The 13,854-nt window shown below is 72.3% G+C and carries 8 protein-coding genes; 7 read left to right on the top strand and 1 reads right to left on the bottom strand.

Features of this window, described 5'->3' with window-relative positions; translation table 11 throughout:
• The first annotated feature begins 47 nt into the window (after window positions 1–47).
• The 3 genes from OG199_RS07110 to OG199_RS07100 all read left to right on the top strand — a co-directional run bounded on the left by OG199_RS07110 (window position 48) and on the right by OG199_RS07100 (window position 5,467).
• Window positions 48–3,029, top strand: coding sequence for a glycoside hydrolase family 2 TIM barrel-domain containing protein (locus OG199_RS07110; protein WP_405828631.1), 2,982 nt, complete (start codon window positions 48–50; stop codon window positions 3,027–3,029).
• Window positions 3,030–3,210: 181 nt separating this feature from the next.
• Complete coding sequence (locus tag OG199_RS07105) at window positions 3,211–3,909, top strand: SDR family NAD(P)-dependent oxidoreductase (RefSeq protein ID WP_405828629.1); 699 nt, start codon at window positions 3,211–3,213, stop codon at window positions 3,907–3,909.
• A gap of 151 nt (window positions 3,910–4,060) precedes the next feature.
• Window positions 4,061–5,467 carry an FG-GAP-like repeat-containing protein gene (locus OG199_RS07100; protein WP_401807998.1) on the top strand — a complete coding sequence of 469 codons (1,407 nt, stop codon included), beginning with the start codon at window positions 4,061–4,063 and terminating at the stop codon, window positions 5,465–5,467.
• 153 nt (window positions 5,468–5,620) lie between these two features.
• Here the strand turns inward: OG199_RS07100 and OG199_RS07095 are convergent, their stop codons facing one another.
• Window positions 5,621–6,778: an alpha/beta hydrolase gene (locus OG199_RS07095; protein WP_356805735.1), complete on the bottom strand. Its 1,158-nt coding sequence runs from the start codon at window positions 6,776–6,778 to the stop codon at window positions 5,621–5,623.
• A gap of 508 nt (window positions 6,779–7,286) precedes the next feature.
• Between OG199_RS07095 and OG199_RS07090 the strand changes: the two genes are divergently transcribed.
• The 4 genes from OG199_RS07090 to OG199_RS07075 all read left to right on the top strand — a co-directional run bounded on the left by OG199_RS07090 (window position 7,287) and on the right by OG199_RS07075 (window position 13,746).
• Window positions 7,287–7,973, top strand: coding sequence for an FCD domain-containing protein (locus tag OG199_RS07090; RefSeq protein WP_356805733.1), 687 nt, complete (start codon window positions 7,287–7,289; stop codon window positions 7,971–7,973).
• Complete coding sequence (locus OG199_RS07085; RefSeq protein ID WP_405828626.1) at window positions 7,970–9,352, top strand: hypothetical protein; 1,383 nt, start codon at window positions 7,970–7,972, stop codon at window positions 9,350–9,352. The genes OG199_RS07090 and OG199_RS07085 overlap by 4 nt, the downstream gene beginning before the upstream one ends.
• Window positions 9,349–11,184 carry a GMC family oxidoreductase N-terminal domain-containing protein gene (locus tag OG199_RS07080; protein ID WP_405828625.1) on the top strand — a complete coding sequence of 612 codons (1,836 nt, stop codon included), beginning with the start codon at window positions 9,349–9,351 and terminating at the stop codon, window positions 11,182–11,184. Before OG199_RS07085 ends, OG199_RS07080 begins: the two co-directional genes overlap by 4 nt.
• Window positions 11,185–11,388: 204 nt before the next feature.
• A complete protein-coding gene (locus tag OG199_RS07075) occupies window positions 11,389–13,746 on the top strand; it encodes a GH92 family glycosyl hydrolase (RefSeq protein ID WP_405828623.1) in 2,358 nt (785 codons plus the stop codon).
• Window positions 13,747–13,854: the final 108 nt, after the last annotated feature.

Genomic DNA, 13,854 nt, shown 5'->3' with positions numbered 1-13,854 from the left:
CGGCGTTCGGATCCCCGTTCTTTTCAGCAAGAAAGAGTTGTGACCCAGTGCCCTCCCAGAACTCCGCATACGTTTCGGACACCGCCCCAGGGCATGGCGCCCTGCGTGCGGCGCGCTCGTGGCTGCACTCCGACGCCCCCAGTCGTTCGCTGAACGGGGACTGGCGGTTCCGGCTGTCTGCGACGGTGCCGCCGGCGGCGGACTTCGCGGCCGAACGCTTCGACGACGGCGACTGGGACAGCATCCCGGTGCCGTCCCACTGGGTGCTCCAGGGCGACGGAGCCTACGGTCGGCCGATCTACACGAACGTGCAGTTCCCGTTCCCGATCGACCCGCCCCATGTCCCGGACGAGAACCCCACGGGCGACTACCGCCGCCACTTCGACATGCCCACCGACTGGGCGGGGGCCGAACGCGTCGTGCTGCGGTTCGACGGTGTCGAGTCGCTCTTCAGGCTGTGGGTCAACGGCGAGGAGATAGGCGGCGCGAGCGGCAGCCGGCTCGCCCACGAGTTCGACGTGACATCGTCCGTGCGTCCGGGCGACAACGTCGTCGCCGTACGCGTGCACCAGTGGTCCGCGGCCAGCTACCTCGAGGACCAGGACCAGTGGTGGCTGCCGGGCATCTTCCGCGACGTCACCCTGATCGCACGGCCGGCCGGAGGCATCGAGGACGTCTGGCTGCGCGCCGGGTACGAGAGGGGGCGCGGCCGGGTCGAGGCGGAGATCACCGCCGACGCGGCGGCGTTCCCGGTCACCGTCCGTATCCCCGAACTCGGCGTCGAGCAGGTCTGGGCCGCCCCGGCCGACGTGGTCCCGTTCGACGTCGACGCGGTGGAGCCCTGGTCGGCCGAGCAGCCGCGGCTGTACGACGTCACCGTGTCGGGCGCCGCGGAGAGCATCGCCCTGCGGGTGGGGTTCCGTACGGTCGAGATCCGCGGCGACCGGTTCCTGGTCAACGGCCGCCGCGTCGTGTTCCACGGGATGAACCGCCACGAGACCCACCCCGAGCGCGGCCGCGTCTTCGACGAGGACCACGCCCGCGAGGACCTGGCCCGCATGAAGCGGTTCAACGTGAACGCGATCCGCACCAGCCACTACCCCCCGCATCCCCGGCTGCTCGACCTCGCCGACGAACTCGGCTTCTGGGTCGTCCTCGAATGCGACCTCGAGACGCACGGCTTCGACACGGTCGACTGGGCCGGCAATCCGAGCGACGACCCGGCCTGGCGCGAGGCGTACCTCGACCGCGTCCAGCGCACCCTCGAACGGGACAAGAACCACCCCAGCGTCGTGATCTGGTCCCTCGGCAACGAAGCGGGCACCGGCGGCAACCTCGCCGCGATGGCGGCCTGGGTCCACGCCCGCGACACCGGGCGACCCGTGCACTACGAGGGCGACCACACGGGTGAGTACACCGATCTCTACTCCCGGATGTACGCGTCGGTGCCGGAGACCGAGCGCATCGGAAGCGACGACTCACGGTCGCAGCTGATGAACTGCACTCCCGCACAGAGCGCTCGGCAGCGCACCAAGCCGTTCCTGCTCTGCGAGTACGCCCACGCGATGGGCAACGGGCCGGGAGCGCTCGACCAGTACGAGGCGCTGGTGCACGCGTATCCCCGGCTGCACGGCGGCTTCGTCTGGGAATGGCGCGACCACGGCATTTTGACGACCACCGCGGACGGCACGCCCTACTACGCGTACGGCGGCGACTTCGGAGAAGCCGTGCACGACGGCAACTTCGTGATGGACGGAATGCTGCTGAGCGACGACGTCCCGACACCAAGTCTCCATGAGTACAAGGCAGTTGTGCAGCCGGTCCGCTTCACCTTCGACAGCGACGCCGACGAGGTCGCGATCACCAACCTGCGGCACTCGGCCGACACCTCCGACCTGCGCTTCGTCTGGCGCGTCGAGCACGACGGGACACTCGTGGACTCCGGGGACCTGGAGGTCCCCGTCGTCGCGGCGGGCGAGTCGGGGCGGGTGAAGCTTCCATCGGCCACGGTGGCGCGGGACGCGGAGACATGGCTCACCGTCGACGCCGTCCTGGCGTCCGACACCGCCTGGGCGAGCGCCGGGCATGTGATCGCCACCGCCCAGCTGGACCGTTCGGCCCGTCGTCCCGCGCCGGGCGTCAGTTCCCGGACCGACTGGCGGCACAGCGACGGAACGCTGACCCTCGGAATCGCCGACTTCGTCGACGGGTCCCTCGTACGGCTCGCCGGCCGGCCGGTGACGGGCCCGCGCCTGGAACTGTTCCGTGCCCCGACCGACAACGACGAAGCCGCGTCCGACGAGGTCGAGGAGAGCGACGCCGCCGTCGCCGGGGTCTCCCAGGCCGCACTGTGGCGCGCCGACGGCCTCGACCGGCTGACCGTGCGGCGGGTGTCCGTGGAGCGCACCGCCGAGGCCCTGCGCACGATCTCCAAGGTCTCCGCCGCGAACTCCGGATCGTCGGTGACGGTGGAGACCGTCTGGTCGATCGAGGGCGACGAGCTCGAACTGCGGGTGGAGATCGAGCCCTCGCGCGGTTGGCGGACGGTGTGGCCGCGGATCGGGATCCGCTTCGACCTGCCCGACGGCACGGCCCCCGTCGACGGCGCCGAGTGGTTCGGTCTCGGACCGCTGGAGTCCTACCCCGACAGCCTGCGCGCCGCACGCACCGGCCGCTTCTCCTCCACCGTCGGCGACCTCTCCGTCGACTACGCGCGCCCCCAGGAGACCGGGCACCGCTCCGAGGTGCGGCAGCTGACGCTGACGAGTACCGGCACCGAGGTACTGCGTCTCACGACCGTGCCGGACACCCGGGGACGCCGTCCCGGGTTCACGCTCAGCCGCCACACCCCGCAGCAGATCGCCCGAGCCGAACACCCCTTCGAGCTGCCGGGTTCGACCACGAGTCACCTGATCGTCGACGCGGCCCAGCACGGACTCGGCTCACGCGCCTGCGGACCGGATGTGTGGCCCGAGTTCGCGCTCCGCCCCGAATCCCGCACGATCAGGCTGCGCGTCTCGGCGGGCTGACGAAGGGGCGCTCGAACGGCGCCCCAGACACCGCCGTCGCGGGTCCGCGGTGGGGCGGGAAGGGCACGGTCCCGCCCCACCGCGGACCACGACGGGGGCGCGCGAATCCGATCCTGGTACTGCCGGTCCCGGGGTCGGAGCGTCACTGGCGGGGCGCCGGCGCGTTGACGACGATCGACGCATGACCACCACGTTCATCACCGGAGCCAACAAGGGACTCGGCTACGAGACCTCCCGCCGCCTCATCGCACTCGGTCACACGGTGATCATGGGAGCCCGCGATCCCGAACGGGGCAGGGCGGCCGCCACCGCGCTGGGCGCGCGATTCGTCCGTATCGACGTCACCGACGACGCCTCGGTGGCAGCCGCGGCGGCCGACGTCGCCGCACACGAAGGCGTGCTCGACGTACTCGTCAACAACGCGGGTGTCCACGGTCCGCACGGTGACCCGAGCGACCTGACCGGCCGGGACGCTCTCGGCGTCTTCGACGTCAACCTCTTCGGTGTCGTCCGGACGACCAACGCCTTCCTCCCGCTGCTGCGCCGGTCGCCCGACCCGGTCGTCGTCAACGTCAGCAGCGGTATGGGATCGCTGGCCATCACCCACGACCCGTCGCGTGTCGAGTCCTCCGTCGTCGCGCCCCTCTACACCGCCTCGAAGGCGGCCCTCACGATGCTGACCACCCAGTACGCCAAGGCACTGAAGGACATCCGGGTCAACGCCGCGGACCCCGGCTACACGGCGACCGATCTCAACGGCCACAGCGGCCCCCAGACCGTCACCGAAGGTACCGACGCGATCGTCCGCCTCGCCACCGAAGGGCCCGGCGCGGGCTCGGGACGCTTCATCGACCGCACCGGACCGATCGAGCTGACCTGACCCGACCCGACCTGGCTCCGGCAGCGCGGGTCGGGCAGGTGAACCCGAGGTGAAGGGACGGCGTACAACCCTTCACGCCCCTTGCGGGTCAAGGTGGTTGCCGAGCGTGCGCGAAGCGCGGCCCACCGCTTTCCAGCCCAAGGGGTGCATCTTGTCCTCTCGAAGACTCCACCGGTCCGCCGTCGCCGTGGCCGCCGCCGTCGTCGCCATGACCGGGGCGACGCCCGCGGTGTCCCATGGCGAAGACGCCTCCACCGGTGCCCTCGCCGCCGGTGCCGCGGGCTCCGTGCGGGCCGACTTCGACGGTGACGGATACCCCGACGTCGCGATCGGCGCTCCGGGCGGCACCGTGAACGGCAGGGCCCAGGCCGGGTACTTCTCCGTCGTCTACGGCATGGCCGAAGGCCCCAACGGCGTCAAGCGCCAGGTGATCAGCCAGGACCGCTACGGCGTACCCGGCACGGCGGAGACGGGTGACCGCTTCGGCAGCGACCTCACGGCGGCCGACCTGGACGGCGACGGCTTCACCGATCTCGTCGTCGGATCCCCGGGCGAGGACATCGGCAGCGCGCGGGACGCCGGGCGGCACACCGTCCTGTGGGGAAGCGTGGGCGGACTCATCGCCGCCTCCGTCCTCGGCGAGGGCCGGTCGGAGACCAGGGCCGGTGACTTCGACGGGGACGGGCACCTCGATCTGGCGACGGCCGACCGTATGCGCTACGGGCCCTTCAGCCGCACCGGAGCCGCGGCTCGCACCGGGCCGCTCGTCGACCTGGACGTCCGTCTCTACGCGATGGAGGCCGGCGATGTGGACGGCGACGGCAGGACGGACCTGGTCGTCAGCAGCGGTTCGTGGGACTCGGACGACGGAGGCAAGCTTCCGCCGCCGCATCTGCAACTCTTCAGGGGTACCGGGAAGGGTCTGGTGGCGGGACCGTCGATCGCCTCCCCCGACACCGTGTCCGCGGACAGCGTCGCCCTCGGCGACGTCAACGGCGACGGCCGCCAGGACGTCGTCTTCGGCCGCAGTACGGCGGCGGGCGGCGGCCTCGTGGGTGTGGTGCGGGGCACGGCGGGCGGATTCGCCTCGCGGGCCACGCTGATCGGCCAGAACACCGCCGGTGTCCCTGGGACGGGAGAGAGCGGCGACGGTTTCGGCACCGGTGTGTCGGTCGGCGACGTCACCGGTGACGGGTACGCCGACGTCGTCGCCGGGATCCCCGGCGAGGATCTCGCCGGGCGGACCGACGGGGGCACCTTCGCCGTCCTCAAGGGGAGCGCGTCGGGTCTCACCGGGACCGGCGCCCAGGTCTTCAGCCAGAACACGGCCGGGGTGCCCGGTACCGTCGAGAACGGCGACCGGTTCGGCAGCCGCACCGCCGTCGTCGGGCGGTACGTCGCCGTCTCGGCGCCGCAGGAGAACACCGGTTCCGGCGCGGTGTGGGTCTTCGCCACCAACGCGGCCGGCGTCACCGCGACCGGCTCGGTGAGCTTCGGGCCCGGCACACTCGCCGCCCCCGTGCCCGGCGCGCTCCTCGGTTCCGCCTTCCACCACTGACGGACGCGACGGACGAGAGGGAGTCTGCGACGTCGGCGGCGCACTCGCCGGGGAGACCAGCGAGTGCGCCGGACCCGCTCGCGGGACGAGGGGGACGCGGGGGACGCGGGGGACGAGAGGGCCGACGGGACGAAGGGGACGACGGAGGTCCGGCTACTTGCCGGCGCCGGTGTCGGCCGACGCGTGCAGCGCGTCGCGCAGTGTCGCGGTGGCCTGGGCGACGGCCTCCTTGGCCGCCGCGGTGTCCGCCAGCGCGTTGAGCATCATGAAGTCGTGGGTGACACCGGCGTGGTGGGACGAGGTGACCGGCACCCCGGCCGAGCGCAGCTTGGCGGCGTAGGCGTTGGCCGCGTCGAGCAGCACGTCGGAGTCGGTGATCATCAGCGCGGGCGGCAGTCCGCGCAGCTGGTCGACGGTGGCCCGCAGCGGGGAGGCCAGGGGGTTGTCACGATCGGCCGCGCGAGGCGCGTAGGCGTCCCAGAACCACTTCATCGCCGGCCGGGTGAGCCAGCAGTTCTCGGCGAAGCGGTGGTAGGAGGCCGTGTCGAAATCGGCGTCCGTGACGGGGTAGAGCATGACCTGCTGCCGGAAGTGCGGGCCGCCGCGCTGCTTGGCCATCAGGGTGACGGCCGCGGTCATGTCGCCGCCCACCGAGTCGCCGGCCACCGCCAGCCGGCTGCTGTCGACGCCGATCTCCCGGCCGTGGCCGGCCACCCACTGGGCGACGGCGTAGGCCTGCTCGACCGGTACCGGGAACTGGGCCTCGGGGGAGGGGGTGTAATCGACGAAGACGACGGCGGCGCGGGCACCGTCGGCCAACTGCCGGACCAGGCGTTCGTGGGTCGTGAAGTTGCCCAGGACCCATCCGCCACCGTGGATGTAGACGATGCCGGGCAGGTCGCCCTTGACGCCGTCGGGGCGGACGACGTGAACGGACACCGGGCCGGTCGGGCCGCCGGGCACGGTCCGCTCGCTGATCTGCGCGGGCAGCATGTCCACCGGCCCCGCCTGCAGCTTGTTCAGCACCTCGCGGGCAGCGTTGTACGACATCTCGTACAGCGGCGGGCCACCGGCCGCCGCGAGCCCGTCGAGGAAGTCCTGGTCGGTCTTCTCGAGCTTCACCGGCGGCGTGCCGCAGGCGACGTACTTCGCCTTCGCCTGGTCGCCCACGGCGACCGTCACCGCCGTGCTCTTGTCGGAGGCGCGGTCGCCGCCACAGGCGCTCAGCGTCGCGCTGGTGGTGGCCAGGAGCGCGACCAGGACGCAGTAGCGGGCCCTGCGGGATATCGGCCGTCGTTGCGAGGCTGTCATGTGTGCGGATTCCCAACGTGATCGTAGGTTTCCCCCAGGTCAGCCTGTTCGCATCGCGGGCCACCGACCAGCCGGGTTAGGCCGCAGGAGTGTCCCGCGGCGGTGGACGTCGGCGGGTGCGTCAGCCGGGCGACCGGCGATGACGCCGCCGGCCTGCCCGGACACGCCCCCTGCGACCAGAAGCGGCGGGGCCCGCCGGGACGGCCTTGCCCGGACGCACGGCGCCGTCGAGGAGGGGACCCCGCACGGTGCGGTGAGAGGCGGGCCCGGGATCCGCGGAGACCGGGGCCGCAGCGCGTGGCGGTGTCGGCCGGGTCCGGTCCGCGTCGGGCGGTAGCCTGCCGGCCTACCGAACCCGCCAACTCCACGGCACCGGCACCCACATGAGGCGAAGCTCCGAGGGGTGCGGGCCAACGACACCGTGGCGTGCGGGGGGTTGACCCGGAGCGCCCCCACTGGTTCAGTGGCTGAGCCACTGAACGATCGAGCACTCACCGGAGGAGGAACCGTGGAGGCGCTGCCCCGCGAGACCATCGTGGACGTCCTGGAGGGGCGACTGCGCACGGACATACTCGACGGCCGTCACCCGGCCGGGAGTTACCTGCCACCGGAGCGCCAACTGGCCGACGGCTACGGAGTCACCCGCACCACGCTCAAGCACGCCTTCGGCCGGCTCGTCCAGGCCGGTCTGCTCGAAACCCGGCACGGCGTCGGGACCCGGGTGCGCGACTACGCCCGACTGGGCGGAGCGGATCTGCTGCCCATGCTGGTCCGGCACGACGCGAAGTGGGTCCGTGAGATCTTCGAAGTGCGGCGCAGCATCGGCGCGTTGATCGCCGAGCGGGCGGCCACGCGCGCCACGCGCGCCCAGCGGGCGGAGCTTCGCACCCTGCTGGAAGCCGTACGGGAGCACGACGACGCCGACGCGGTGCAGCTCGCCGACCTCGAAGTGCACCGGGCCCTCGCCAGGGCGACCGGAAACCGCGTCTACGTCCTGCTGACGAACACACTGTTCAACGCCTACCTGCCCATCCGTTCCCTGCTCCGGGCCCCCTTCACCGACCCCGCGGCGGCCCACGAACGGCTGTCCCCCGTCGTGGAGGCGGTGCTGGCGGCCGACGCCCCGGGGGCCCACGCGGCAGCCGACGCCTACCTCGGGGCCACTGAGCGCATCATGCTGGACGACCTCGCATGAGGGGCACCGTGTTCAGCGAGACGATGCTCGGCACGGTCCGGCTCGACGCCGACGGCCGGGAGCGCCGCATACGCCTCGACCTGCGCGCCGAGACCGACGAGGTGCTGCGCCCGCACCGCACGACCCGGGCGCGCCTGACCGGCCGGGTGCGGATCGCCGGTATCGCCGACACGCCCTGCGACGAGGGCGAGTTGGAGATCTCACCACTCGCCAGGAGGCGCATCCGCTACCGCCTCACCTTCACCGCCGACGGCCGCACCCTCGTACTGGACGGCTGGAAGTCCGTCACGGCACGCCACCCGGTCGCGTCGATGACCGTCCTGCCGGTCACGCTGTACGAAGACGGCACGCGGGCCGGCGAAGGCGTCCTGCGGTTCCCCCTCACGACCGGTCTGGCGCCGTTCCTCCTCAGCTTCCGCTTTCCCCGCCGCGAGGACCACGCCGAGCACTTCGCACCGCGCTGGAACGGCACACCGGGCCGCACCGAGGTCTGGTACACCACGCTGACCGACCCGGCGAGCGGCACCGGGGTATGGCTGCACCACGAGGTGACCGCGCCCGCCGACGGCTCCGAGGCGTTCGCCCACGGATGGGTCGCGGCGTTCCCCCGCGAGGGGGAGGTGCGGCACGCCCGTTTCGGGCCCGTCCCATGGACCCGCCCGACGGACGGATTCGAGAGCGACACCGTCACCGCCGCCCCCGGGCAACTGGCGGGCAGCGCCGACGACTTCCACTGGAAGATCAGCGAACGCCCGCAGGGAAAGAGTCTGTTCACCTTCCCCCGCTGGTCCTGGCGCCGGTCGCTGCTTCCCGCCGCCCAGATGCTGCCGGCCGCGCGGGCCACCTACGACGGCGTGTTCTCGTACGGACAGGACACCTTGACCCTGCGCGGCGCGCCCGGCGCCTCGGCCCGCATCTACGGGCACGGCAACGCGCACCGGTGGACCTGGCTCCACGCGGATCTGGGCGGCGGCGACGTCCTGGAGATCGTCGCGGCGGTGTCCACCAGGCCCGGTCTGCGGCGGCTTCCTCCGCTGGTCTTCCTGCGCCTGCGCCGGGGAGAGCGGACCTGGCCACGGCGGGCGGAGCGGTCCGCGATCGGCTGGCTGGGCCTCGGACGGTTCCGCGCCGGATTCGGGCTGCCACGATGGACGGTCACCGGCCGCACCGCGCTGCGCCGCATCCGCGTCGAGGTCGAACAGCCCCCCGAGCGGACCCTCACCCTCGAGTACCGCGACCCGGACGGGGCCCGCGCGGTGTGCCGCAACAGCGAGTCCGCCGACGCCCGTGTCGTACTGGAACGCTGGTGGGGCCGGTGGCGTCCGGAGCGGTCCTGGGTGCTGGACGGCACCGCGCACGCCGAGGCGGGCGAGCGATGACCGCCGAGGGACTCGTCGCCGCGCTGCTCGCCGACGACGGCGAGCAGGCCTGGCCCGCCCGCGTGCCCCGCCGCCTCGACACGGTGCTCTCGGCGCTGCCCCGCCCGGCCAGGGCCGGGGTGCACACCGCCGTCGCGGCCGTGGAGGCGTACACCCTGGTGCGCACCGGCAGGCGGCTGGCCGCACTCGGTCCCGACGAACGCGAGCGCGTGCTGCGCTCGCTCGCCGCACACCCGCGTCTCGTCCCCCTGCTCGACGTCCTCAAGGTGCCGGTGTTGCTGGCGGCGGGCACCGAACGCATACCGGCCGTACCGGCTCCCGTGTCCGCTCCGCAGGATCCGCCCCTCGACTGCACTCCGGCGCACGCGTGGCCGGCACGCTCCACCGCCGACGTGGTGGTCATCGGGTCCGGAGCGGGCGGCGCCGTGGCCGCGCGGACGTTCGCGCGCGCCGGGATGAGCGTCGTCGTCCTGGAGGAGGGCGAGCACCACTCGACGGCCTCGTTCGGGCGCCGGGCGCCGCTCGACCGTTTCGCCGACCTGTACCGGGACGGCGGTGCCACCATGGCGCTGGGCGACCCACCGCTCCTGCTGCCGGTCGGCCGCGCGGTCGGCGGCACCACCGTGGTCAACTCCGGTACCTGCTACCGGACTCCGGAGGACGTGCTGGCCCGGTGGAGCCGGGTGTACGGATTCGGCCTCGCGGAGGACCTCGGAGTCCGTCTCGACGAGGTCGAGCGCACCCTCCGCGTCGCCACCCAACCCCTCGACGTCCTGGGGAACAACGGCCTGCTGGCGCTCTCCGGCGCCGAACGGCTCGGCTGGCGGGCCGGTCCGCTGCGGCGCAACGCCCCCGGCTGCAAGGGCTCGTGCCAGTGCGTGGTCGGTTGTCCCACCGGCGCCAAACAGAGCGTGCAGCTCTCCGTCCTGCCCGCCGCGTGCGCCGCGGGAGCCCGGATCGTCACGGGCGCACGGGTCCGGCGCATCCTCCTCGACCCCGACGGGCCGGGAGCCCCGCGCGCGGCCGGCGTACGGGCGCGGCGGCCGGACGGCAGCGAACTGGAGATCCTCAGCCCGCTCGTCGTGACGGCGGCCGGCACCCTGGGGACCCCGCCTCTGCTGCGCCGCTCCGGACTCGGCGGACACCCGCGGCTCGGCCGCAACCTCAGCGTGCACCCGGCCACCAGCGTCGCGGGACGCTTCGCCGAGCCGGTCACCGCCTGGCGGGGCGTCCTGCAGAGTGCCGGGATCGAGGAACTGCACGACCGCGGCATCCTCATCGAGGCGACCGCGAGCCCGCCCGGCATGGGAAGTTTCGTCCTCCCCGGTCTCGGACGCGAGCTGCGGCGCGAACTGGAGGACACGGAGCGCCTCGCGACCCTCGGCGCCATGATCGCGGACCGCCCGTCCGGACGGGTCCAGGGCCGGGACCGTACCCTCGTCCGCTACGACCTGGACCCCCGTGACGGGGCACGGCTGACGACGGCCGTACGGGCCATGGGCCGCCTGCTCCTCGCGGCCGGGGCCGAGGAGGTCCTCACGGGCATCCCCTCCGCCCCGCGCGCCCGCTCGCTGGCCGAACTCGACGACCTGCTCACCCGGGTCACCGCGCGGAACCTGCACCTCTCGGCGTTCCACCCGACCGGCACGGCCGCCGCGGGCGGCGATCCGCAGCGCGCTCCCGTCGACCCCGAGGGCCGGCTGCGCGGCGCCCACGGGATCCTCGTCGTGGACGGCTCCGTCCTGCCCGGCTGCCCCGAGGTCAATCCGCAACTGAGCGTCATGGCGGTGGCCCTGGCGATCTCGGAGACCTGGCTGGAGGCTACGGGCTGAACGCTCCGGCGTCGTGACCGGCCGACGTGGTGCGTGGACGACGGATCCGGCGGGCAACGGCGCCGGGGGTAACCCCGGTTGCCGGCCCGGGACACGAACTGCCCGCCTGTCCGGAGTACTTGACGATTACGTGTACACGACGAAGAATGATCGCGCTCCACGCTTTGACAACGTTGTCCAGGCCTTGAGGAGGCGTTCCCGCCCATGAGATGGACTCAACGGCTGCGCGGTGCGGGGATGGCGGTGGCGACCGCCATGCTCCTCGGCAGCTCCCTGGCGGTTCCGGCGGCCCGGGCTGCCGTCCCGCCGAGCACCCCGCTCACCGATCTGGTCAATCCGTTCATCGGAACGGAGAACGAGGGCAATACCTACCCCGGCGCCGCCGTGCCCTTCGGCATGGTGCAGTTCTCGCCGGACACCGGCCACAACACCGGTTACGACTATTCCCAGAACCACATCAGGGGCTTCTCCCTCGTCCACCTCTCGGGCGTCGGCTGCGGCCTGGGCGGCGATCTTCCCGTGCTGCCGACCACGGGTGACGTCACGGAGACGGACTACGCCAAGTACGAGGCCGAGTTCAGCCATGACAGCGAGCAGGCCGCCCCCGGTTCCTACAAGGTCGGTCTGAAGACCGGTATCGAGGCCGAGCTCACCGCGACCGCCCGGACCGGTGTGCAGCGCTACACCTTCCCGGCCACGGACAAGGCCAACGTCCTGCTCAACGCGGGGCAGTCACTGCACAGGACGATCTCCACCAAGGTCGAGATCCTCGACAACCGCACGGTGCGGACCGCCATCACCGGCAGCGGCTTCTGCCAGGACACCAAGCCGTACACCGTCTACACGGTCACCCGCTTCGACCGCCCGTTCACCACCTCGGGAACCTGGAACGGCGACACCGTCACCGAGGGTTCCAAGGAGTCCGTGAGCACGGGACGAGGCGGCGCCTTCGTCCGCTTCGACACGACCAGGGACCGGACGGTCGAGGCGACCACCGCGCTGTCGTACGTGGACGCCCGCGGCGCCGCCCTCAACCTCCGTTCCGAGGGGGGCCGTTCCTTCGACTCCGTCCGGCGCGCGGCGCACCGCGCGTGGGAGGACCGGCTCGGCGCCGTACGGGCCCGAGGCGGCAGTGACACCCTGCGCCGCACGTTCTACTCGTCGCTCTACCGGTCCTTCCTCGCACCCAATATCGGCAGTGACGCCGACGGCCGCTACACCGGCTGGGACCAGCGCATCCACCGCGCACAGGGCTTCACCTACTACCAGAACTGGTCGCTGTGGGACACCTATCGCACCCAGTCGCAGCTCCTCGCCCTGCTCGCGCCGCGTGAGGCCCGGGACATGGCGATCTCCGTCATCAAGATCGACGAGGACAGCGGCTGGCTGCCCAAGTGGGGCTACGGCACGGTGGAGACGAACATCATGACCGGCGACCCGGTCACCCCGTTCCTGACCAACGCCTACCAACAGGGCCTGCTCAAGGGGCCCGGCGGATACGCCGAGCGGGCCTACCGTGCCCTGAAGAAGAACGCCGACGGAGTGCCGCCCGCCGACTCTCCCGCGGTGGGCCGCGAGGCCAACAAGGAGTACATCGCGAACGGCTTCGCGCCCTACGTCAAGGACCGCCCGCACGCGAAGCCCGGCGACTCGGACTACGACCACGGAGCCTCCGCGACCCTGGAGTACGCGCTGTCCGACGCCATGCTCGGCGCGATGGCACGGGATCTGGGTCATGACGCGGACGCGGCGCGCTATGCCGCACGGTCCAGGAACTACCGGAAGATCTTCGACGGTTCGACCGGCTTCTTCCGCGCACGGGACGCCTCCGGCGCCTTCACCGGACCGGCGGACCCGGCCCTGAGCGAGGGCTTCCACGAGGGTACGGCCTGGCAGTACCAGTGGCTCGTGCCGCAGGACCTGCCCGGCATGGTCGACCTGATCGGCGGCACGCAGGCGGCCAACGACCGTCTCGACTCGTTCTTCGCGTACGAGCAGTTGCTGAAGGACCCGGCGAAGACGGCCCGCGAGGTGTGGGTCAACGGCCCGTACGACTACTACAACGCGGACAAGTACAACCCGCAGAACGAGCCCGACCTCATCGCCCCGTACACCTATCTGTCGACCGGACAGCCCTGGAAGACGACCGACGTGGTGCACGCCGCGCTGACGCTCTTCACGGACGCGCCGACCGGCATGACCGGCAACGACGACCTCGGCACGATGTCCGCGTGGAACGTGCTCTCGTCCATCGGGATCTTCCCGGTGCAGCCCGGCTACGACACCTGGGGCCTGTCGACGCCCGTGTTCGAGCGGGTCGACCTGAGGCTCGACCGGCGGTACTACCCGCGCGGCGCCCTGACCGTGACGGCGCCGGGCAGCTCGGACCAGGACCGCTACATCCAGTCGGCGCGGCTGGACGGCTCCGCCTACGGCCGTACGTATCTGACGACCGAGTCGCTCCGGCACGTGCGGTCGCTCTCCTTCACGGTCGGTGCCGAACCGTCCGCGTGGGGGACGTCCGCCGACGCGGCCCCGCCCGCCCTGCAGCCGGCGGGGTGAGTAGGCGCCCGGCCCACGTCCGGGAGTGACGGTCGCGGCACCCGCCCACGCGCTGGTCGAAGGACGCGCGGGGCGGGTGCCGCGGCCGTGTTCCCGGGCCGGACGGCG

The organism is Streptomyces sp. NBC_01176 (assembly GCF_045039825.1).
Classification (GTDB): Bacteria; Actinomycetota; Actinomycetes; order Streptomycetales; family Streptomycetaceae; genus Streptomyces.
This window is presented reverse-complemented; position numbering and strand designations above follow the sequence as displayed.